At 67.1% G+C, this 19,726-nt stretch carries 21 protein-coding genes, 1 tRNA gene and 1 pseudogene; 11 read left to right on the top strand and 12 right to left on the bottom strand.

The window, feature by feature from the left end; genetic code table 11:
- The first annotated feature begins 111 nt into the window (after window positions 1-111).
- The 5 genes from recQ (at window position 112) to SSKA14_RS07425 (ending at window position 5,923) form a co-directional block, all read left to right on the top strand.
- A complete protein-coding gene (recQ, locus tag SSKA14_RS07445; RefSeq protein WP_008267198.1) occupies window positions 112-1,917 on the top strand; it encodes a DNA helicase RecQ in 1,806 nt (601 codons plus the stop codon).
- Between the two features lie 167 nt (window positions 1,918-2,084).
- The gene (locus SSKA14_RS07440) at window positions 2,085-2,468 is read left to right on the top strand and encodes a CopL family metal-binding regulatory protein (protein ID WP_040007253.1); all 384 of its coding nucleotides are present in this window, start codon (window positions 2,085-2,087) and stop codon (window positions 2,466-2,468) included.
- A gap of 75 nt (window positions 2,469-2,543) precedes the next feature.
- Window positions 2,544-4,367 (top strand): copper resistance system multicopper oxidase, encoded by a 1,824-nt coding sequence (locus tag SSKA14_RS07435; protein WP_040007251.1) that lies wholly within the window; start codon window positions 2,544-2,546, stop codon window positions 4,365-4,367.
- Complete coding sequence (locus tag SSKA14_RS07430) at window positions 4,364-5,329, top strand: copper resistance protein B (protein ID WP_008268630.1); 966 nt, start codon at window positions 4,364-4,366, stop codon at window positions 5,327-5,329. The genes SSKA14_RS07435 and SSKA14_RS07430 overlap by 4 nt, the downstream gene beginning before the upstream one ends.
- A gap of 81 nt (window positions 5,330-5,410) precedes the next feature.
- Complete coding sequence (locus SSKA14_RS07425) at window positions 5,411-5,923, top strand: GNAT family N-acetyltransferase (RefSeq protein ID WP_008268809.1); 513 nt, start codon at window positions 5,411-5,413, stop codon at window positions 5,921-5,923.
- An 83-nt stretch (window positions 5,924-6,006) separates the two neighbouring features.
- Here the strand turns inward: SSKA14_RS07425 and SSKA14_RS07420 are convergent, their stop codons facing one another.
- Entirely contained in the window at window positions 6,007-6,321 is a 315-nt protein-coding gene (locus SSKA14_RS07420) for a zf-TFIIB domain-containing protein (RefSeq protein WP_008267085.1), read from the bottom strand.
- A 149-nt stretch (window positions 6,322-6,470) separates the two neighbouring features.
- On the opposite strand from SSKA14_RS07420, the gene SSKA14_RS07415 reads away from it, so the two are divergent.
- On the top strand, window positions 6,471-7,238 hold the full coding sequence (locus SSKA14_RS07415; RefSeq protein WP_008264680.1) for a CPBP family glutamic-type intramembrane protease: 768 nt from the start codon (window positions 6,471-6,473) through the stop codon (window positions 7,236-7,238).
- Window positions 7,239-7,330: 92 nt separating this feature from the next.
- Window positions 7,331-7,753 (top strand): response regulator, encoded by a 423-nt coding sequence (locus SSKA14_RS07410; protein WP_008267633.1) that lies wholly within the window; start codon window positions 7,331-7,333, stop codon window positions 7,751-7,753.
- A 138-nt stretch (window positions 7,754-7,891) separates the two neighbouring features.
- Here SSKA14_RS07410 and SSKA14_RS07405 read toward each other — a convergent pair whose 3' ends face one another.
- Both SSKA14_RS07405 and SSKA14_RS24325 read right to left on the bottom strand, forming a co-directional pair.
- Window positions 7,892-8,830, bottom strand: coding sequence for an alpha/beta hydrolase-fold protein (locus SSKA14_RS07405; RefSeq protein WP_040009434.1), 939 nt, complete (start codon window positions 8,828-8,830; stop codon window positions 7,892-7,894).
- A gap of 82 nt (window positions 8,831-8,912) precedes the next feature.
- Window positions 8,913-9,764, bottom strand: a pseudogene (locus SSKA14_RS24325) (alpha/beta hydrolase-fold protein).
- Between the two features lie 739 nt (window positions 9,765-10,503).
- Between SSKA14_RS24325 and SSKA14_RS24070 the strand changes: the two are divergent.
- The 3 genes from SSKA14_RS24070 (at window position 10,504) to SSKA14_RS07390 (ending at window position 11,259) form a co-directional block, all read left to right on the top strand.
- The gene (locus SSKA14_RS24070) at window positions 10,504-10,644 is read left to right on the top strand and encodes a hypothetical protein (protein ID WP_008264813.1); all 141 of its coding nucleotides are present in this window, start codon (window positions 10,504-10,506) and stop codon (window positions 10,642-10,644) included.
- 36 nt (window positions 10,645-10,680) lie between these two features.
- Complete coding sequence (locus SSKA14_RS24065; RefSeq protein ID WP_008267555.1) at window positions 10,681-10,863, top strand: hypothetical protein; 183 nt, start codon at window positions 10,681-10,683, stop codon at window positions 10,861-10,863.
- 78 nt (window positions 10,864-10,941) lie between these two features.
- A complete protein-coding gene (locus tag SSKA14_RS07390; protein WP_008266414.1) occupies window positions 10,942-11,259 on the top strand; it encodes a hypothetical protein in 318 nt (105 codons plus the stop codon).
- Between the two features lie 74 nt (window positions 11,260-11,333).
- Here SSKA14_RS07390 and SSKA14_RS07385 read toward each other — a convergent pair.
- Window positions 11,334-11,409: transfer RNA gene (locus SSKA14_RS07385), tRNA-Lys, on the bottom strand.
- 168 nt (window positions 11,410-11,577) lie between these two features.
- Between SSKA14_RS07385 and SSKA14_RS07380 the strand changes: the two genes are divergently transcribed.
- The gene (locus SSKA14_RS07380) at window positions 11,578-12,531 is read left to right on the top strand and encodes a DUF2268 domain-containing putative Zn-dependent protease (protein ID WP_008266878.1); all 954 of its coding nucleotides are present in this window, start codon (window positions 11,578-11,580) and stop codon (window positions 12,529-12,531) included.
- Between the two features lie 351 nt (window positions 12,532-12,882).
- Here SSKA14_RS07380 and queC read toward each other — a convergent pair whose 3' ends face one another.
- The 8 genes from queC to tolQ all read right to left on the bottom strand — a co-directional run bounded on the left by queC (window position 12,883) and on the right by tolQ (window position 19,717).
- Window positions 12,883-13,548: a 7-cyano-7-deazaguanine synthase QueC gene (gene queC, locus SSKA14_RS07375; RefSeq protein ID WP_008265318.1), complete on the bottom strand. Its 666-nt coding sequence runs from the start codon at window positions 13,546-13,548 to the stop codon at window positions 12,883-12,885.
- Window positions 13,549-13,626: 78 nt separating this feature from the next.
- Window positions 13,627-14,328, bottom strand: a complete 702-nt coding sequence (queE, locus tag SSKA14_RS07370) for a 7-carboxy-7-deazaguanine synthase QueE (RefSeq protein WP_008267078.1) — start codon at window positions 14,326-14,328, stop codon at window positions 13,627-13,629.
- Window positions 14,329-14,530: 202 nt separating this feature from the next.
- A complete protein-coding gene (gene ybgF / locus SSKA14_RS07365; protein WP_008266258.1) occupies window positions 14,531-15,349 on the bottom strand; it encodes a tol-pal system protein YbgF in 819 nt (272 codons plus the stop codon).
- A 3-nt stretch (window positions 15,350-15,352) separates the two neighbouring features.
- Entirely contained in the window at window positions 15,353-15,871 is a 519-nt protein-coding gene (gene pal / locus SSKA14_RS07360) for a peptidoglycan-associated lipoprotein Pal (protein WP_005410748.1), read from the bottom strand.
- A 63-nt stretch (window positions 15,872-15,934) separates the two neighbouring features.
- Complete coding sequence (gene tolB, locus SSKA14_RS07355) at window positions 15,935-17,254, bottom strand: Tol-Pal system beta propeller repeat protein TolB (protein WP_008264903.1); 1,320 nt, start codon at window positions 17,252-17,254, stop codon at window positions 15,935-15,937.
- A gap of 185 nt (window positions 17,255-17,439) precedes the next feature.
- The gene (gene tolA, locus SSKA14_RS07350) at window positions 17,440-18,495 is read right to left on the bottom strand and encodes a cell envelope integrity protein TolA (RefSeq protein ID WP_008265537.1); all 1,056 of its coding nucleotides are present in this window, start codon (window positions 18,493-18,495) and stop codon (window positions 17,440-17,442) included.
- Complete coding sequence (tolR, locus tag SSKA14_RS07345; protein WP_008265776.1) at window positions 18,485-18,913, bottom strand: protein TolR; 429 nt, start codon at window positions 18,911-18,913, stop codon at window positions 18,485-18,487. The genes tolA and tolR overlap by 11 nt, the downstream gene beginning before the upstream one ends.
- A 24-nt stretch (window positions 18,914-18,937) precedes the next feature.
- Complete coding sequence (gene tolQ, locus SSKA14_RS07340) at window positions 18,938-19,717, bottom strand: protein TolQ (protein WP_006438802.1); 780 nt, start codon at window positions 19,715-19,717, stop codon at window positions 18,938-18,940.
- Between the last annotated feature and the right edge of the window lie 9 nt (window positions 19,718-19,726).

The raw sequence follows: 19,726 nt of genomic DNA, 5'->3' as shown, positions 1-19,726 counted from the left end.
CCGCCAAACCACGGATCGCCCCAGAGCCGGCTGTTGCCTTTGACGTTGCTCTGGCTTCTAGCAGGTGCAGGGCGCAGCCCTGCCGAACCCCCGCCGGGGTAAACTACTTGGATGGCTTCCCGTCCCGCGCACGACCTGCTCCAACGCGTCTTTGGTTACGACGATTTCCGTGGTCCACAGCAGGACATCGTGGAGCATGTGGCTGCCGGTCACGATGCCCTGGTGCTGATGCCCACCGGCGGCGGCAAGTCGCTGTGCTACCAGGTGCCGGCCCTGCTGCGTGACGGTTGCGGCATCGTCATCTCGCCGCTGATCGCGCTGATGCAGGACCAGGTCGAGGCGCTGCGCCAGCTCGGCGTGCGTGCCGAGTACCTGAATTCGACCCTGGACGCCGAAACCGCCGGTCGCGTCGAGCGCGAACTGCTGGCCGGCGAGCTGGACATGCTCTATGTCGCGCCCGAGCGCCTGCTGACCGGCCGTTTCCTGTCGCTGCTGTCGCGCAGCCACATCGCCCTGTTCGCCATCGACGAAGCGCACTGCGTCTCGCAGTGGGGCCACGACTTCCGCCCGGAGTACCGCCAGCTCACCGTCCTGCACGAGCGCTGGCCGGACATTCCGCGCATCGCGCTGACCGCCACTGCCGACCCGCCGACCCAGCGCGAGATCGCCGAACGCTTGGACCTGGCCGAAGCCCGCCACTTCGTCAGCTCGTTCGACCGCCCCAACATCCGCTACACCGTGGTGCAGAAGGACAACGCCCGCAAGCAGCTGACCGATTTCCTGCGCGGCCATCGCAGCGAAGCCGGCATCGTTTACTGCATGTCACGGCGCAAGGTCGAAGAGACCGCCGAATTCCTCTGCGGCCAGGGCTTCAATGCCCTGCCCTATCACGCCGGCCTGCCGCCGGAGGTGCGTGCCAACAACCAGCGCCGCTTCCTGCGCGAAGACGGCATCGTGATGTGCGCCACCATCGCTTTCGGCATGGGCATCGACAAGCCGGACGTTCGCTTTGTAGCGCATACCGACCTGCCCAAGTCGATGGAAGGCTATTACCAGGAAACCGGCCGCGCCGGCCGCGATGGCGAGGCCGCCGAGGCCTGGCTGTGCTACGGCCTGGGCGACGTGGTGCTGCTCAAGCAGATGATCGAGCAGTCCGAGGCCAGCGAGGAACGCAAGCAACTGGAGCGTTCCAAGCTCGACCACCTGCTGGGCTACTGTGAATCCATGCAGTGCCGCCGCCAGGTGCTGCTGGCCGGGTTCGGCGAAACCTATCCGCAGCCCTGCGGCAACTGCGACAACTGCCTGACCCCGCCGGCCGCCTGGGACGCCACCGTCCCGGCACAGAAGGCGCTGAGCTGCGTCTACCGCAGTGGCCAGCGCTTCGGCGTCGGCCATCTGATCGACATCCTGCGCGGCAGCGAGAACGAGAAGGTCAGGCAGCAGGGCCACGACAAGCTGAGCACCTATGCGATCGGCCGCGACCTGGATGCGCGCACCTGGCGCAGCGTGTTCCGCCAGCTGGTGGCCGCCAGCCTGCTGGAAGTGGACAGCGAGGGCCACGGCGGCCTGCGCCTGACCGATGCCAGCCGCGCCGTGCTGACCGGCCACCGCCAGATCAGCATGCGTCGCGATGCCGCCGGCACCAGCAGCGGCCGCGAACGCAGCGCGCAGCGCACCGGCCTGTCGGTGCTGCCGCAGGACCTGGCCCTGTTCAACGCCCTGCGCGGCCTGCGTGCCGAGCTGGCGCGCGAACAGAACGTGCCGGCCTTCGTGATCTTCCACGACAGCACCCTGCGCAACATCGCCGAGCAGCGCCCGACCAGCCTGGACGAACTGGCCCGGGTCGGCGGCATCGGCGGCACCAAGCTCAGCCGCTACGGCCCGCGCCTGGTGGAGATCGTGCGCGAGGAAGGGTAATGGCGATCCCGTTTGTAGAGTCGAGCTTGCTCGACTGCCGTTGATTCCACGCCAGGAGCAGTCGAGCACGCTCGACGCTACAAATCCCACCCTGGTGCTGCTCCAACCTTGAACCGGCTGTTCAGCCGGAAGTGCATCCGCGCCCGCTTGCGGCTAAATTGACGTCCATGTCCCTGGCCTCGACCCTGCTCCGTGTCGTGCTCATGCTCAGCCTGTTGCTCAACGGGCTGAACGCGGCCATGGCCAGTGGTCACGAGGACATGGGCCGGATGGCCCATGCCGTGGCCGCCGCCGCCCAAGACGGCGAGGCCGACTGCCACCACCACGCCGGCATGCAGGCCGGGCAGGCTCCGCAGGCCAAGGCCCCCGCGCACGACGTCCATTGCCAGATCAAGGAGTGCGCGCGCAGCTGCGCGCAGCATCCGCTGCTGGTGGTGCAACCGTTGCCGTACCTGGCTGGCCCGGCATTGTCGCTGGCACCGCAACCGATGCCGGCCAATGGCCGACCGGCGCCGCCACTGCCGCCGATCTCGCGCCCTCCCATCGGCTGATTCCACGCGTACCGTGCGCGCTGCGCACCAGAGCCGGCTGTTTGCCGGCATCTATCCGTGTCTGGAGTCACCACCATGAATACCCGCATTCCCCCCGGCCCGGGCGCTGTGCCCATGCCGTCGCGCCGCCTGTTCGTGCAGGGCCTGGCCGCCGGTGGCGTCGTCGCTGGCATTGCCGCCGTCGGCGTGCCGCAGCGCGCGCTCGCCGCCGCCACGTCCACGCCGCGCCTGGCCGGCGCCCCCGCCGTGCTCAGCGCCCCCCGCGTCGAGCTGTCCATCGGCGAATCGCTGGCCAACTTCACCGGCCGCACCCGCCCGGCGATCACCGTCAACGGCTCGCTGCCGGCACCGATCCTGCGCTGGCGCGAAGGCCAGAGCGTGGACCTGTTCGTGCGCAACACGCTGCAGCGCCATCCGACCTCGATCCACTGGCACGGCATCCTGCTGCCGGCCAACATGGACGGCGTGCCCGGCCTGAGCTTCAACGGCATCGGCCCCGGCGAGACCTACCACTATCATTTCAACCTCAAGCAGTCGGGAACCTACTGGTACCACAGCCACTCGATGTTCCAGGAGCAGGCCGGTCTGTACGGCGCGCTGATCATCGACCCGGCCGAACCGGCGCCGTATCACCACGACCGCGAGCACGTGATCCTGCTGTCGGACTGGACCGACATGGACCCGGGTGCGCTGTTCCGGCGCATGAAGAAGCTCGCCGAGCACGACAACTACTACAAGCGCACGCTGCCGGACTTCCTGCGCGACGTGAAGCGCGATGGCTGGTCGGCCGCGCTGGCTGACCGGGGGATGTGGGGGCGGATGCGGATGACCCCGACCGACATCTCCGACATCAACGCGCACACCTACACCTACCTGATGAACGGTACCGCGCCGGCCGGCAACTGGACCGGGCTGTTCCGCAGCGGCGAGAAGGTGCTGCTGCGCTTCATCAACGGCGCCTCGATGACCTACTTCGACGTGCGCATCCCCGGCCTGAAGATGACCGTGGTCGCCGCCGACGGCCAGTACATCCATCCGGTCAGCATCGACGAGTTCCGCATCGCACCGGCCGAGACCTATGACGTGCTGGTGGAGCCCACTGGCCAGGATGCGTTCACCCTTTTCTGCCAGGACATGGGCCGCACCGGTTTTGCCGCCGGTACGCTGGCGGTGCGCCATGGCCTGCAGGCACCGATTCCGGCGCGTGACCCGCGCCCGTTGCTGACGATGTCCGACATGGGGCACGACATGGCAGGGCATGACATGGGCGGCCACGCTGGCCACGACATGGCCGCGATGAAAAGCATGGAAGGCGGCTGCGGTGCCAGCATGGGCCACGGCGCACATGGCGGTGGCAGCGATACCGCCAGCAAGGCGCCGAAGCACCCGGCCAGCGAGCGCAACAACCCGCTGGTGGACATGCAGAGCTCAGCCACCGAACCCAGACTGGACGACCCGGGCATCGGCCTGCGCGACAACGGTCGCCAGGTGCTGACCTACGGCGCGATGCGCAGCCTGTTCGAGGACCCGGATGGGCGTGAACCGGGCCGCGAGATCGAGCTGCACCTGACCGGCCACATGGAGAAATTCTCCTGGTCGTTCGATGGCATCCCGTTCGCCAGCGCCGAGCCGCTGCGGCTGAACTACGGCGAGCGCATGCGCATCGTGCTGGTCAACGACACCATGATGCAGCACCCGATCCACCTTCACGGGGTGTGGAGCGATCTGGAAAACGCACAGGGCCAATTCCAGGTGCGCAAGCATACCATCGACATGCCGCCGGGCACCCGCCGCAGCTATCGCGTGCGCGCCGACGCACTCGGTCGCTGGGCTTACCACTGCCACCTGCTGTACCACATGGAAGCAGGCATGATGCGCGAAGTGAGGATCGAAGAATGAGCCGCTCACTCCTTTCCCCGAGCCTGCTGGCGCTGGGCCTGGCGGCTGCGCTGCCGGTATTCGCGCAGTCGCATGCCGGGCATGACATGGCCGCGATGGACGCGCCTGCGAAAGCCACGAAGACGCCGGTCGAACCGGTCGATCATTCGAAGATGGATCACGGTGCGACGCAGCCGGCGACGATGGACCATTCCACGATGGACCATTCCACGATGGACCACGCCGCGATGGGCCACGGATCGCCTGCACCGACCGAGCCACGCGAGCCGATCCCGATCCCGACCGACGCCGACCGCACCGCCGCGTTCCCGCCGATCGCACATGGCGCGATGGAACATGCGCCGGAGATCAACAGCCTGCTGCTGATCGACCGCCTCGAACACTGGGACGGCAAGAGCAGCAACGGCCAGGCCTGGGAAGCGACCGGCTGGATCGGCGGCAACATCAACCGCCTGTGGCTGCGCACCGATGGCGAACGCAGCCGTGGCCGCACCGAGTCATCATCGCTGGAAGCGCTGTACGGCCGCAGCGTATCGCCGTGGTGGGATGTGCTGGTGGGCGTGCGCCAGGACTTCCGGCCGGCCGACTCGCGCACCTGGGCAGCACTCGGCATCCAGGGCCTGGCCCCGTACAAGTTCGAGAGCTCGGCCACGCTGTACATGGGCTCCGGCGGCCAGGTACTGGCCAAGGCCGAAGTCGAGTACGACGTGCTGCTGACCAACCGCCTGATCCTGCAGCCGTTGCTGGAAGCCACCGTGGCGGCCAAGGACGAACCGGAGTACGGCATCGGCCGCGGCCTGAACAAGGTGGAAGCCGGCCTGCGCCTGCGCTACGAGTTCAGCCGCCGCTTCGCGCCGTATATCGGCATCAGCCACGAACGCACGTTTGGCGACACCGCCGATTACGCCGGTGACCACGCGCGCGACACGCGCTGGGTGGCCGGCGTGCGCATGTGGTTCTGAGCAGCGGAGTGTGAGCAACCGCCAGCCCCGGCAGCCGCCGGGGCCGGCTACACTGCGCCACGTTCCAATGCAGGCCCCACCATGTCGTTGCAGATCCGCCGCGCCACCCTCGCCGATGTCGAAGCGCTGTCGGCCATCGCCATCGCCACCTACAACGAAACCTGGGGCGACTCGTATCCGCCGCAGGAACTGCGTGACTTCCTGCAGGCGCACTACAGCAGCGAACCGCAGCGCGCCGAGCTGTCCGACCCGCGCAGTGCGGTCTGGCTGCTGATGGATGGCGACAACGTGGTCGGCTACCTGGCCGCCGGTGCCAACACCCTGCCGCATGCCGACGCACGCGAGGGCGACATCGAACTGAAGCGTTTCTACGTCCTGGCTGCGTACCAGAACGGCGGCCATGGCGCGCGCCTGATGGACGCGTTCATGGCGTGGCTGGACCATCCCCAGCGCCGCACCCTGTGGGTGGGCGTGTGGGAAGAGAACTTCGGTGCGCAGCGCTTCTACGCACGCTATGGCTGCAGCAAGGTGGGCGAGTATGAATTCATCGTCGGCGACACCCACGACCGCGAGTTCATCCTGCGTCGGCCGTGATCACGGCCCTGTAGCGTCGAGCTTGCTCGACTGCTGTCGGAACAGCCAGTCGAGCAAGCTCGACTCTACGAAGAGCGAACCGCTCAGAAATCGAACAGTTCGGACAGGAAGCTGTCCTTCTTCTTTTTCTTGTAGCCGTGCCCATGCTGCTGGCCACGGTTGTCTTCGTAGCGCTGGCCGAGATGGCGGGTGTCACGGTGCATCACCGGCGGCGGCGTGGAAGCCGGCTGCTGCTGCACAGGCGCAGGTGGCGGCACCGCCGCTCCGGCGCGCTCGATGATCTTGTCCAGCTCGCCACGGTCCAGCCACACGCCACGGCACCCCGGGCAGTAATCGATCTCGATGCCATGGCGTTCGGCCATCTGCAGGGTCTGGGTCGTGCATACGGGGCACAGCATGGGCATTGCTCCTGTCGGTCTGGCATCGACTGTACCTGCCCTGCGATGACTGTGCGGCAACACATGACCGATGGCACAGGGACTTCCGGCGCGTGCCGGCGGACGCGGCCGGCCCGACACTGCGGCCTTGTCCCGCACGGAGTGCGCGCATGAGCATGCTGTCCCGCCTGCCCAACCCGATGCGCCTGTTGCTGGTGCTGCTGGGCGTTGGCCTTGGCCTGAACCTGCGCGATATCGCCGCGTCCATCGGTGCGCCGATTCCTGCGCTGCCCATCCCCTATGGCGGTAGCCTGCTCGACAATGCACTGGCCGTACTGCTGGCGCTGTTGCTGGCCGCGCTGCTGCGCCCCCGCGGCGTGGGCCTGTTCGCCAGTCTCGGGCTGCACGGCAACGGCCGGAGCGGACCGCTGTGCGTGCTGCTGGCCAGCCTGCCCTGCTGGCTGGGCCTGGCCCTGCTTGGCACACCGAACACGGCGCTGACCGTCCTGGACGCAGCGATGCTCGCGGTACTGTTCCCCGTGGCCGAAGAGGTGCTGTTCCGCGGCCTGGGTTTCATCCTGCTGGTGAAGATCGTGCGCGGCCCGTGGCCCCTGCTCGCACTACCGCAGGCGTTGCTGTTCGGCTGGGTGCACTGGCTGGGCTTCGGCGGTTTCGAAGGAGGTGGCACCGCGCTGTTCATCGGCGCGGTGATCGCCTTCGGTGGCTTCATCTTCGCCTGGCTCGACCACCTCGATGGCGACACCCTGTGGTGCGGCCTGGTGCTGCACGTTTCGATGAACCTGGCCTGGAATGTGTTCAGCCTCGACGACGCCATCGCATTGGGCTGGCAGGCCACCGGCCTGCGCATCGGTACGGCCCTGCTGGCGGTGGCCGCGCTGGCCTGGCACCGGCGGCGTCGGCGCCCGACGCGCCTGTAACGCCCACTTAGCCTGCCGTGCACGCCGGTATCACTACCGGCTTGCGCATACTTGCGCGCCTTTTCACCGTTGCTGTCCGGAGTTGTCGCGTCATGTTGCTGTCCAAGCGCCACGTTGAACCCCGCGTCCTGCTGATCGAGGATGCGGAGGAAACCCGCGAACTGAGCCGGCTGGCGCTGGAAAGCCAGGCCTGCCATGTGGTGGGCGTCAGCTCGGCCGAAGCCGCGTTGGGCCTGCTGGCCGCCGGTGAGCGCTTCGACCTGCTGTTCACCGACGTCAACCTGGGCCTTGTGAGCGGGATTGAAGCTGCCAACCAGGTGCGCGACCTCTATCCGTACCTGCCGATCCTGGTCACCTCGGGCATGGACCAGCACCGCGTGCTGCCACAGCTGCGCGACGGCATCCATTTCCTGCCCAAGCCTTACAACATGAGCGAACTGCTCGATGCCATCCGGCTGTGCTTCCGGCACGCCGATGTGGGCGTGTTGACCGGGCCGGATGCACAGGCGGCCTGAGGCATTCATCCACGCATGGCGTGGATCTACTGAATCCGCGTCTCATCGGCGTGGCTGCAACCGCCCATCAACCGCCCGTATCACGCCATGCGTGGATTGAAGCAGTAGATCCACGCCATGCGTGGATGGCACCCACCATCAACCGCTGCTGTACGGCCCGGTACCCGGGAACACCTTCAGCAGTGCGCGGGTGATCATGTCCGGGTAGACCGTGAAGTGGTCCTCGTCATCGATCACCATGTTCTCCACCTTCAACGAACGCCCGCTGCGGCGCAGCTGCTCGGCGAACTCGGCGTTGTGACGCAGCATGTCGTTGCGGGTGAAGTAGCGCGGTTCCGGCTTGACCGTTTCAAAGCTGCCGACTGACAACACCACCGTGGTCGGCTGCGAGGGCGCCCTGGCCTCTGCCTGCAGGCGCGGCACCAGATGATCGTCAAACCACAGCGATGGGCTGGACAGGATGTAGGTACGGAACATGTCCGGACGCGTGGTCAGCACGTAGGCGCCGAACAGGCCCCCGTAGGAATGGCCGGCATAGGCGCGCCGTGCGGGATCGGTGCGGTAGCGCGCATCGATCATCGGCAGCACGCGCTCGGCGAGGAAATCGCGGTAATGCGCGGCGCCGCCATAGCTGACGTCATCACTGTAGTCACGCGGATCGGTGCGCGCCGGATCGCTGGGCGTGTAGTCCCGCGAGCGGCTCTGCTTGGAGGTCAGGCCTTCCTGCGGCGGCAGCCCGACCAGGATGAAATCCTCCAGGTTGACGCCCTTCTGTCCCACCATGTTGCGCACGCTGCGCACCAGCGGGAAGCTGTACAGCGCATCGGTCACGTACAGCACCGGGTAGTGCTTTTCCGGATGCGCGGCGTAGTCGGCCGGCAACGCCACCCAGACCGGGTAATCGCGGCCGACCGGATCGTGCACGCGCAGCGCTTCGGTATCCGGCAACACCACGCCCGGCGCAGCGGTGGCCGCGCTCTCCTTCGCTTCACTCTGCGTTGCCGGCGGTGCCACCGACATCGCACAGCCACTCACGGCCAGGCAGGCCGCCACACTCCATCCACGCACACGCTGCATCCACACGCTCCCGTTGCGGGCGGCGTACCGGATGGCGCCGCTGCCGCATCCTTGCATGGCGTGCGGCGCGGTGCCAGTGCGGTCAGGGCGAGGCCGGCGGCGGTGCCGGGAACAGCGTGCGCAGCGCCTGCAATGCGGCCGGATGATAGATCGTGGCGTGGGTTTCCTCCGGCAGTGGCAGGTACTTCACCAGCGGCGACGGCGAGGCCTGTTCCAGCAGCGTTGCCAGCTGCGCGGCAGAGGCTGCCAGTTCCGGTTGCCCGCTACTGGCCAGGAACACGCGCGGCTGCGCACGCGTCACTGCCGGCAGCTGCTTGGCCGCACCTGCCAGCATCGTACCGCGGTTCCACCACAGGCTGGGGTCCAGCGCGATGAAGCTGTTGAACAGTGTCGGTTCCTACAGCAGCGTCTCGACCACGAACAGCCCGGCCAGTGATTCGCCGATCAACGCGCGCTCGTCGGTGGTCGGGTAGCGCTGGCGCACCTGCGGCATCAGTTCATCGCGCAGGAACGCGCGGTAGGCTGCCGAGCCGCCGATGCGCGGCGCGATCTTCTGGTCCTGCGGATCCTTGCTGGGGCCGGTCATGTCGCGGCGGCGTTCGGTGTTCTCGATGCCGACCAGCAGGAACGGACGCATGCTGCCGTTGCCACTCAGCACCTGCACCAGCCCGGCCACATGCAGGAAATCCTCGCCGATGCCACCGTCGGGCATGTACAGCACGGGCAGCGGCGCCTTCGGGTCCAAGCCCCACGGCTGCGGGCGATAGACGTTGATGCGGCGGGTTTCGCCCAGCGCCTTCGATTCGATGGTGAAGGTCTCGCCGATCACCAGTGGAGTCGCGGCAGCCGCCTGCGCGGACGGCACCGGTTCGGCGGCCATCAACGGCGCGGTGGAAACGGCGGACAACAACAGCGACAGCACGATCAGGCGCATGGGGCGGCCCATCCTGGGAAAGAGGCCGAGGATAGCGCCCCGCGGCAGGCATTGGCGGCTCCGGCACGCTCAACACCCCTGCCAGATGCGTAGATCCACACCCTGCGTGGATGGATCACTGTAGAGCCGAGCCCACGCTCGGCTCAGCCCCCCCCACGCGAACCGCGGCCGAGCATGGCTCGGCTCTACAGGGAGCCTGCACGGATGTGTCGCGTTCGCACCTGAATTTTGCCGTGCGAGACGCTCAGGCTGCTGCTACGGATCATGGAAGTGAAGCCAGCTTTACACGCACCGGTTCACAGCAAATGCGTCACCCGATGCGGCTTGCGCCATTCGACAGCGCGATTCCCCAGGCCACCAGAACGGATGCGTCGCGTCCTGTCGCTCGCTGCATCGGAGCCCTCTGTGACAATAGTGTCGCGCTGCGGTTGGCAGGAATTTTTTCCCAAATTTCAGATTGAAATCCGCGCGCGGGCGTAACCAATATGCAGCGCCACCGACAACGGGTGGCACCGGGCCTGCAAGCCCGTAATGACATTCACGCTGTTGTTTGCGCTCACCCGTCGGCACCGTCTCCGGACCGTGCCGGCGGGTGATCCGTCGGCCTTTATGGCGGGCGGTGCGTGGGGGTTTTCGGACCCGCCGGTTACTGCGTGATGTCATCCCGGCTTGCAGCCATGCACCGTCCGCCACCCGTCTCGCACCGTGGCGCTACCGCCCAAGAGCCGAGGAACCCGAGATGACCCGACGTCCACCCCAAGCGCCCTACTGCACCCCCGACAGCGTCAATGACGATGACAACCCCGCGCCGGATCTCAGCACGTTCTGGGGATGCCTCAAGCGCATCCGCGATGGCGACGGCGCCGACGGCCTGCCCTGACCGGAAACCGATCTGCCGCCCGGCCGTGATCAAGCGATGGCACGCGCGGATCGTGCCGCCGTCGGCATGCTGACGGTGGCGGAAATGCTGCACGCCGCCGAACGCTGCCGGTCGATGGCCACGCCCGACCGCCATCTGGATGAAGCGGTGATCGATGGGCTGTTCTTCGCCTGCCGCGGGCTGGCGGAACTGGTGTGCCGGGATATCCGGCCGGCGTAGGCGCCCTTGCACTCCGAACCGGTCCATACTTGGGCCGGACGGGTCGCCAGTCCCTTCGATAACTACAAGGAGGTTTGCATGTTGAATGCCGTGCTCATCGCCGCGCTGGCCGCCAGCCCGGCCGCGCCCGTGCCGTACGCCGACTGCCTGCTCGGCAACATCCAGCCCGGGCTGTCTGATCTTGCCGTGCAACTGGTGCAGGAGGCCTGTGCTGCGAAGCATCCGGAGAGCTTCGCCGCAGCGATGGAACTGGAACGCAGAACCCGTGCGCAGCGGCAGGCCGACTTCGACGCGGCTCAAGCGGAGGCGGTACGTTCTGCGAATGCGGCAGCAACGGCCGCACAGGAGGCTGCTGACGCGGCGGCGGCTAAAGCGAAGACTGCGCGGACGAAGTAGTTGCCCTGGACTAGCGCCACAAAAAAGGCACCGCTTGGCGGTGCCTTTTCGAATGACCTGGGTCATTGGTGCAATGGTGGGCCGTGAAGGATTCGAACCTTCGACCAAAAGATTAAAAGTCTTCTGCTCTACCGACTGAGCTAACGGCCCATTGCACTGCCCCGGCCTTTCGGCGGGGTGGGCATTCTACCCTACTTTGGCCGGTCGCGCGAAACCCTGGTGTGGCGGGGTTGCCGGCCAGCGGCCGGCACTACCAGCGGGCTTAAACCTTTGGGGCCACCGTCGCATCCCATCTGTGATCCTTCCCCGGAGCCATGGATGCGCCTGATCGTCAGCCTGTTTGCCGCCCTGCTGCCCTGCTCAGTCTTGGCCGCCCCGTTCCAGGTCGTCACCGACGATATCGCCCGCTTCTGGGCCACCTTTGACGCGGTGCACGCCGAGCCCGACGTCGAGCGCCAGGTGGCGCTGGTCCAGCAGCGCTATATCGATCCGGGCAGCCCCGGCCTGCATGCACTGATGCAGGTGCGCCACTACACCGCCCGCGAGTATGCCGAGGCCATGCAGGCGTGGCCGCGCTTCTGGGCCTCGGTACGTCCGCTGACCGCCAACGCGCAACAGGCCAGTGCCACGCTGGAGCGGGATCTGGCCGCGTTCCGGGCGCTCTACCCGGCGCTGCGCCCGGCCACCATCACCTATGCGGTGGGCGTGCTTCGCACCGGTGGCACCACGCTGGGCGACAAGGTACTGATCGGAGCGGAGATGGCGCTGGGCGATGAGCGCGTGGACGTGAGCGAGCTGCCGGAGCCGATGCGCAGCCGCCTGCGGATCTTCTACGACAGCCGTCCGGGGGCAAACAACGCGCAGAACAACCTGCACGAGTACGTGCATACCCAGCAGCGCGAAACCACGGGCAGCCTGGCCCAGTACGCGGTGCGCGAAGGTGTGGCGGAGTACGTGGCCGAACGCATCAGCGGGCGCCGGCCGGCACTGCCCTTCTACGGCTACGGAGCAGCGCACGAAGCGGAAATCCGCACGCGCTTCATCGCCGAGATGGATGGCGATGACCTGGACAACTGGCTGTACAACAACGCCCGCAACTCGTTCGGGGTCAGTGATGTGGGCTATTACGCCGGGTATCGCATCGCGCAGGAATACATGCGGCAGCAGGCGGACGAGAAGGCGGCGATCGCGCGGATGATCGAGTTGGACTACGCCGATGCGGGGGCGGTGCGGGCGTTTATTGAAGCGTCAGGGTGGTTGCGGCAGCGGTAGCGCTGGGCTGTACCTGGCGGACAGTGCCAACCAAGGTTGGCACCCACCAGAGTCAGACCTCCCGGCCGCGCTGGGCTGTACCTGGCGGACAGTGCCAACCAAGGTTGGCACCCACCAGAGTCAGACCTCCCCGGCCGCGCCGGGCCATGCCCCGCGCACAGTGCCAACCAAGGTTGGCACCCACCAGAGTCAGACCTCCCCGGCCGCGCCGGGCCATGCCCCGCGCACAGTGCCAACCAAGGTTGGCACCCACCAGAGTCAGCCCCCCCCCCCGGTAGCGCCAGGCCCTGCCTGGCGGACAGTGCCAACCAAGGTTGGCACCCACCATTGGGGGCATCGCCCCCCATCATCTCAGGCGTACAGCGTCGGGTCGGCCACGCCGGCTTCGGCGAAGCCCTGCGCACGGAGGCGGCAGGCATCGCAATGGCCACAGGCGGCGCCGTTGGCGTCGGCGTTGTAGCAGGACACGGTCAGGCCGAAGTCCACTCCCAGGCGCACGCCTTCGCTGACGATCTGGCCCTTGCTGAGGAACTGCAGCGGCGCGTGCACCTGGATGCCCGCACCTTCCACGCCCGACTTGGTGGCCAGGTTGGCCAGTGCCTGGAACGCGGCCACGAACTCGGGGCGACAGTCCGGGTAGCCGGAGTAGTCCACGGCATTGACGCCGCAGAAGATGTCGTTGGCGCCGAGCACTTCGGCCCAGCCCAAGGCCAGCGACAGCATGATGGTGTTGCGCGCCGGCACGTAGGTGACCGGGATGCCGGCACCACCGGCCTCGGGCACGTCGATGTCGTCGGTCAGCGCAGAGCCGCCGATGCTGCGCAAATCCACGTCCACGGTCTTGTGCGCGACCACGCGCTGCGCCTTGGCCACGCGCGCAGCCGCATCCAGTTCGGAGGTGTGGCGCTGGCCATAGCGCACGCTCAGGGCATGCACGGCGAAGCCCTGTTCCTGGGCCATGGCGATGACGGCGGCTGAATCCATGCCGCCGGAGAGAAGCACGACTGCCTTCTTCATGGGTAAAACATCCGGTTGGGAGGGGAAAGCCAGCACGCTGTCCCGCGCCGGAGCTACATCAGGGAACGCTGCCCGGGCTCATCGGCCCGGCTCGTCGTTCCACAGGATTTTATGCAACTGCATCTGGAAGCGCACCGGCAGCCGGTCTTCGACGATCCAGTCGGCCAGCTGGCGCGCGGTGATCTCGCCCTTGCTGGGCGAGAAGAACACGGTGCAACGCTTCACCAGCTCGTGCTCGGCCAGCAGGGCCTTGGCCCAGTCGTAATCCTCGCGGCTGCAGATGACGAACTTGATCTGGTCGCGGGCGGTCAGCAGCGGCAGGTTTTCCCAGCGATTGCGCGCCACTTCGGCCGAACCCGGGGTCTTGATGTCGACCACGCGCGATACGCGCGGGTCGACTGCGCTGACGTCCAGCGCGCCGGAGGTTTCCAGCGAGACGTCCATGCCGGCATCGCACAGCTTCTGCAGCAGCACCAGGCAACGCTTCTGCGCCAGCGGCTCGCCACCGGTCACGCAGACGTGGCGCACGCCCTGGGCCAGCACTTCGGCCACGATATCGTCGATGTCCCACCAGGTGCCGCCGTGGAAGGCATAGGCGGTGTCGCAGTATTGGCAACGCAGCGGGCAGCCGGTCAGGCGCACGAACACGGTCGGCCAGCCGGCGGTATCGGCTTCGCCCTGCAGCGAGGTGAAGATCTCGGTGATCTTCAGGCGTGGCAGCGGCGACTGCACGATGTCGCTGGGGGTGGCGACGGCATTGGACGGGGTAACGGCGGTCATGGCGGGTACGTCTTGGTGGGGCACGTGGCGGGTGGGCTACCGTGGCCGGTAACGAAAGCAGCCGAGCATGGCTCGGCTCTAATGCAGCGACCGGGCGGTATGGCCCAGCCTGGAAAACGCAGCCCGGCCGGCGTTACGGCAGCCGGAAACGCAAACAGCCGAGCGGGGGCTCGGCTCTACAGGGAACGTATTGTACGCCGGATCAGCGGATCTGCTTGCCCAGCCGGATCGACTGCAGGCGGTCCTGCGCGGTGCGCGCGGCGTCCGAGCCGGGGTACTGCGCCACAACGGTCTCCAGCGTCTGCTGGGCCTGGTCGACCTTGCCCTCGCCATACTGCGAGAGGCCGACCTTGAGCAGGCCGCCAGCGGCCTTGTCGTGGGTCGGATAGCGCGAGAGCAGTTCACGGAACTGGGTCTCGGCCATCGGGAAATTGCGGGTGGCGTAATAGCTCTCGCCCAGCCAGTACAGCGCGTTCGGTGCGTAGACGCCGTTCGGGTACAGCTGCAGGAAGCTCAGGAACAGCTGCGCCGAATCGTCGTACTTGCCGGCCTTCAGCGATTCGAAGGCCACGTTGTACGAGGTGCGCTCGTCGCCGGTGGCGGCCAGGCTGCCGGCATCACCATGGACCGAAGGCGGCCGCTCGGAAGTGGCCGCTGCTGCTGGGGTTGCCGGGGCCGGAGCGGCCTTCGGCGCACTCGCCGGAACGGGCGGCAGGGCCGGGGCGGCGTTGCCCCCTTCCAACCGGTTCAGGCGGCTGTCCAGGTCCAGGTACTGGTCCTGGGCGGACTGCTTGAGCTGGGCGTTGTCGTGCTGCAACTGCTCGATCGAGGCCTGCAGGCTGGTGACCTGCTGCCGCAGCTGATTGATCTGGTTCAACAGGTCCTGGTTGGCACTGTTGTTGTACATCTGCTGCTCGAGCGCGCCGACACGGTCAGCCAGGCTCTGTCGCTGTGCATGCGCCGGTGCGGCAGCCACGAGGGCTGCCGCAACGACCAGCATCAGTTTGATGCCAATGCGCATGGATTACTGCGCGGTGTAGACGATTTCGACGCGACGGTTCTGCGACCAGCAGGACTCGTTCGACTCGGTGCAGACCGGACGCTCTTCACCGTAGGACACGACGGTCAGCTGCGAAGCCGAGCCACCGTTGGCCTGCAGGGCCGAGTTGACGCCGTTGCCACGACGCTCGCCCAGGGCCTGGTTGTACGCGCGCGAACCGCGCTCGTCGGTGTGGCCCTGCAGGGTGATGCGCGAGGACGGACGGTCACGCAGGTACTTGGCGTGGCACGCCATGATGGCCTGGAATTCCGGCTTCACGTCTTCCTTGTCCAGGTCGAAGTAGACAACGCGCTGGCGCAGGCAAGCGTCGGTGTCCAGGTCGCCCGGGCCGTACAGGCCGGAGGTCGACGGGCCGGTCGGGGTGGTGGTCGAGGTGCCGGTGTCAACCGGGGCTGCCGGCTCTTCCTTCACCTTCTTCGAGCAACCGGCCAGGACGGCCACAGACAGCAGGGAAACAAGCAGAACGCGGGTGGACTTGTTCATGGCGATACCTTTGTGGCTCCTAGGCCGATGAGGGGTTCAAGACAGCAAAATGTTAACACTCTTTTAGCGCTGGGTACGGTATGGGGACCATGCCGGCTCGCGCACATCGCCATCGGCCAGGACCAGGCGCTGGCGAACCCGCGCATCGGCCGAAACGGCATACAACACACCACGGCCACCTTCGCGGGCGGCGTACAACACCATGCTTGCGTTGGGCGCGAAGCTCGGCGATTCATCCAGCGAACCCGGCGACAGCGTGCTCCAGCGCGGCGAGCCCAGCGAGCTGTCCATCATCGCGATCTTGTAGCTGTTGCCCGAGCCCTGCGCCACGGCAATCTTCTTGCCGTCGTAGGACACGGTGGGCTTGGCGTTGTAGTTGCCCTGGAAGGTCACGCGCTCGGCACTGCCGCCGCCTGCGCCGACCTTGTAGACCTGCGGACGGCCGCCGCGGTCGGAGGTGAAGTACACCGCACTGCCGTCCGGTGCCCAGGTCGGCTCGGTGTCGATGGCGAAGTGGTTGGTCAGCTGGGTCAGCTGCTTGCTGCCCAGGTCCATCACGTAGATTTCCGGATTACCCGAACGCGACAGAGTCAGGGCCAGCTTGCGGCCGTCCGGCGAGAACGCCGGGGCGCTGTTGATGCCGCGGAAGCTGGTGACCAGCTCGCGTGCGCCGGTGGCGATGTTCTGGATGTAGATCGCCGAGTTGCCACGTTCGAAGCTGACGTAGGCGAGCTTGCTGCCATCCGGGCTCCACGACGGCGACAGCAGCGGCTCGGCCGAACGCACGATGGTCTGCGGGTTGTAGCCATCGGAGTCGGCCACCATCAGCGCATAGCGCATGGCGTCGCCCTTGCCGCTGGCGGTCACGTAGGCGATGCGGGTCCAGAAGGCGCCGCGCACACCGGTGATCTTCTCGTAGATGGCATCGGCCATCTGGTGCGCGACATCACGCATGGCGTTGCCGCGCGCGGTCATCGCCAGGCCCAGCAGGCGCTCGCCCTTGGGCACGTCGAACAGTTCGTACTCGACGCGGTAGGCGCCGGCACCGGCGTCGAGCACACGGCCGACCACGATGTAGTTCTGCTTCAGCGCGCGCCAGGTGGCGAACTGGATGTCGCCGCCGCGGACCGGCTTTTCGACGATCTGCGCTTCCGGCAGCGTGCGGAACTGGCCGGAGCGCTCGAGGTCGGCGCGGACCACGCCGGCGACGTCGGTCTGCGGTGCAGCCGCCGAACCCTGGTAGGGCATCGGCACGATGGTGATCGGCAGCGCGGAGGCATTGCCGCCGATGATGTCGATATCCAGCCCCTTCTGCTGCGCGACGGCAGCGAAAGGCAGCAACAGGGCCGCAAACACGGCAAGCCAGCGAGGCATCTTTTTCATGGAGCGCTCAATAGGGGGAAACCGGAACGAGGGATAGCAAAGCGGAAGTGAACCGCTTCGCAATCATGAACCAAGGGTACGTGAATTCCGGGTCAGTTCCAGCCCGTCCTCTCACGCACCGTTAACGTCGTGGACAACTCTGCGGCGGCAGGGGAACGGACGGCCCGAGGGCCGCCCTGCCCGCCTCAGCGATCCTGGGCGGTAAAGGTGAAGTTGAGCGTGCGTGCGAACACCGACTCAAACCCGCGGTAAGGCAGCGGCTGCGCGTTGAGCACGGCGGCCTCGATCGAACGCTTGCCGGCCTCGTCGTAGGGGCAGTTCGGGCTCACCTTGGCCTGCATCACCGTGCCACCCGGAATCTGGGTAATGGTGATCTGGCAACGCTGGCCCAGCGGCACCGTATCCGGACGCACCCACTGCGACAGCACCTTGGCCTGGATCGCCGCAGCGTACTTGGCGGAAAGATCATCGCTGTTGCCCCCACCGCCGGCAGCCGGCTGGGATGCGCCACTGGCACCGGCGGCCGCACTGCCGGCGGCATTGCGCGCGGCGGCGACCTGGCGCAGTTTCTGCTCGGCCAGCTTGGCTTCCTTCTCGGCCTGCTCACGCTTGGCACGGATCTCGGCGATCTTCTTCTGCTTCTCGGCCTCGGCCTTGTCCGCAGCCTGACGCGCCTGGTCGGCCAGCTTCTTCTTGGCGTCTTCTTCCTGCTGCTTGGCCAGGCGCAGCTTCTGCTCTGCTTCTTCCTGGCGCTTGCGTTCGGTCAGGTCGATCTGCTCCTGGCGGCGCTTGGCTTCCTGCTCCTGCTTGGCCTTCTCCTGCGAGATGGCCAGCGCATTGGCCGCTTCCTGGTCCTTGGTATCCGGCTGCGCGACACGCTCCTGCGCCTGTTGCTGCTGCGGCGTCGGCGCATCCTGCGGGCGCGGCTCGGGAATCGGCTGCGGGGGCGGCACGGTGTCTTCCGGCACCGGGATCGGCTCGGCGACCGGCGGTGGCAGGTCTTCCAGTTTCTCCGACTGGCGCAGCGCCTGGCGCGCGGCGGCGGCCTCGGACGCGGACAGCGCCAAGCTGGCCTCGACCGACGGATCGCCGGCGGCGGCATCGGTGTTGCGCTCGGGCGACCACAGCCAGGCGCCGATGAAGACCAGCGCGACCAGCAGGTGCACCAGCAGCGCCAGTGCCAGAGGCAGGCCCCAGCCGGGTTCGCGCTGATGCGGAGGTGGCAGGGCGTCAGCGTGCATCGGTGGCCAGGCCTACCTTGTCTACCTTGGCGCGCTTGATCACATCCATCGCAGCGATGACCTTGTCATAGGCCACGGCGCGGTCGGCGGCGACGATCACGCGCACGCCCTTGTCCTGGGCGACGATGCCGGCCAGGCGCCCTTCCAGTTCCTCGGCCGACACGGCGGCCGGCTCCTTGGCGTCGGGCAGCTTCAGGCTGAGCTGGCCGTCCTGGCGCACCGAAACGATCACCGGGTCCTGCTTGCTTTCCAGCGCCTTGGCGTTGGACTGCGGCAGGTCGACGTCGAAGCTCAGGGTGAGCAGCGGTGCGGTGACCATGAAGATGATCAGCAGCACCAGCATGACGTCAATGTAGGGAACGACGTTGATTTCCGATTTCAGCTTGCGGCGCTTGCGGCGACCGATGGCAGCGGACATGGCTTGGACTCCCGGGTCAGGCGCTTACTCGTCGCCAGCGCTCTGGCGCTGCAGGATGGAGCTGAACTCTTCGGCGAAGGTCTCGAACCGCACCGACATGCGCTCCACGCGGGTGGTGAAGCGGTTGTAGGCCCACACCGCCGGGATCGCCACGAACAGGCCGATGGCGGTGGCAAAGAGTGCTTCGGAAATACCCGGCGCAACGGCGGCGATGCCGGCCTGCGCGCCGCTGCTGATCATGTCGTGCATGGTCACCATGATGCCGAACACGGTACCGACCAGGCCCACGTACGGGGCGGTCGAACCGATGTTGGCCAGCAGCTCCAGGTTGCGTTCAAGCTGGTCCACTTCGCGGGTGTAGGTGGTGCGCATGGCACGCTGCGCGCCTTCCAGCTGCGCACGGCCATCCAGCCGGCGCTTGTCGCGCAGGCGGGTGTACTCGCGGAAGCCGGCTTCGAAGATCGCCTCCAGGCCGCCGACGTTGCGGCTGCGGTCGGTGGCCGAGCTGTACAGCTTGCCGAGGTCGGCACCGGACCAGAAACGGTTCTCGAACTCGTCGGCTTCGCGGGTGGCCTGCTTGAACACGCGGGCCTTGCGGAAAATGATCACCCAGCTGACGAACGAGCCGACCAGCAGCAGCAGCACGATGATCTTCACCGGCAGGCTGGCCTTGGCCATCAGTTCGAGGTAGTTGATGCCGCCGCCGGTGGTGGCCTGGGCAAGGGTCTGTGTCGCGGCGTTGCTGACGTCGGCCGGCAGTGCCTCGGTGACCGTGGCCTGCAGGGCCAGGAGCGTTGCGATCATCCGTTGTTC

It is taken from the genome of Stenotrophomonas sp. SKA14, assembly GCF_000158575.1.
Taxonomy (GTDB): domain Bacteria; phylum Pseudomonadota; class Gammaproteobacteria; order Xanthomonadales; family Xanthomonadaceae; genus Stenotrophomonas; species Stenotrophomonas forensis.
This window is presented reverse-complemented; position numbering and strand designations above follow the sequence as displayed.

Bases quoted from the DNA above. Each gene is read 5' to 3' on its own strand.
- pal (WP_005410748.1), bottom strand. From the start codon at position 15,871: ATGAACAAGTCCACCCGCGTTCTGCTTGTTTCCCTGCTGTCTGTGGCC.
- SSKA14_RS07405 (WP_040009434.1), bottom strand. From the start codon at position 8,830: ATGCAGCGTGTGCGTGGATGGAGTGTGGCGGCCTGCCTGGCCGTGAGT.
- SSKA14_RS07435 (WP_040007251.1), top strand. From the start codon at position 2,544: ATGAATACCCGCATTCCCCCCGGCCCGGGCGCTGTGCCCATGCCGTCG.
- SSKA14_RS24070 (WP_008264813.1), top strand. From the start codon at position 10,504: ATGACCCGACGTCCACCCCAAGCGCCCTACTGCACCCCCGACAGCGTC.
- recQ (WP_008267198.1), top strand. From the start codon at position 112: ATGGCTTCCCGTCCCGCGCACGACCTGCTCCAACGCGTCTTTGGTTAC.
- SSKA14_RS07440 (WP_040007253.1), top strand. From the start codon at position 2,085: ATGTCCCTGGCCTCGACCCTGCTCCGTGTCGTGCTCATGCTCAGCCTG.
- SSKA14_RS07410 (WP_008267633.1), top strand. From the start codon at position 7,331: ATGTTGCTGTCCAAGCGCCACGTTGAACCCCGCGTCCTGCTGATCGAG.
- SSKA14_RS07390 (WP_008266414.1), top strand. From the start codon at position 10,942: ATGTTGAATGCCGTGCTCATCGCCGCGCTGGCCGCCAGCCCGGCCGCG.
- SSKA14_RS24065 (WP_008267555.1), top strand. From the start codon at position 10,681: ATGGCACGCGCGGATCGTGCCGCCGTCGGCATGCTGACGGTGGCGGAA.
- tolR (WP_008265776.1), bottom strand. From the start codon at position 18,913: ATGTCCGCTGCCATCGGTCGCCGCAAGCGCCGCAAGCTGAAATCGGAA.
- SSKA14_RS07415 (WP_008264680.1), top strand. From the start codon at position 6,471: ATGAGCATGCTGTCCCGCCTGCCCAACCCGATGCGCCTGTTGCTGGTG.
- queC (WP_008265318.1), bottom strand. From the start codon at position 13,548: ATGAAGAAGGCAGTCGTGCTTCTCTCCGGCGGCATGGATTCAGCCGCC.
- queE (WP_008267078.1), bottom strand. From the start codon at position 14,328: ATGACCGCCGTTACCCCGTCCAATGCCGTCGCCACCCCCAGCGACATC.
- tolQ (WP_006438802.1), bottom strand. From the start codon at position 19,717: ATGATCGCAACGCTCCTGGCCCTGCAGGCCACGGTCACCGAGGCACTG.
- SSKA14_RS07420 (WP_008267085.1), bottom strand. From the start codon at position 6,321: ATGCTGTGCCCCGTATGCACGACCCAGACCCTGCAGATGGCCGAACGC.
- SSKA14_RS07430 (WP_008268630.1), top strand. From the start codon at position 4,364: ATGAGCCGCTCACTCCTTTCCCCGAGCCTGCTGGCGCTGGGCCTGGCG.
- tolA (WP_008265537.1), bottom strand. From the start codon at position 18,495: ATGCACGCTGACGCCCTGCCACCTCCGCATCAGCGCGAACCCGGCTGG.
- SSKA14_RS07425 (WP_008268809.1), top strand. From the start codon at position 5,411: ATGTCGTTGCAGATCCGCCGCGCCACCCTCGCCGATGTCGAAGCGCTG.
- tolB (WP_008264903.1), bottom strand. From the start codon at position 17,254: ATGAAAAAGATGCCTCGCTGGCTTGCCGTGTTTGCGGCCCTGTTGCTG.
- ybgF (WP_008266258.1), bottom strand. From the start codon at position 15,349: ATGCGCATTGGCATCAAACTGATGCTGGTCGTTGCGGCAGCCCTCGTG.
- SSKA14_RS07380 (WP_008266878.1), top strand. From the start codon at position 11,578: ATGCGCCTGATCGTCAGCCTGTTTGCCGCCCTGCTGCCCTGCTCAGTC.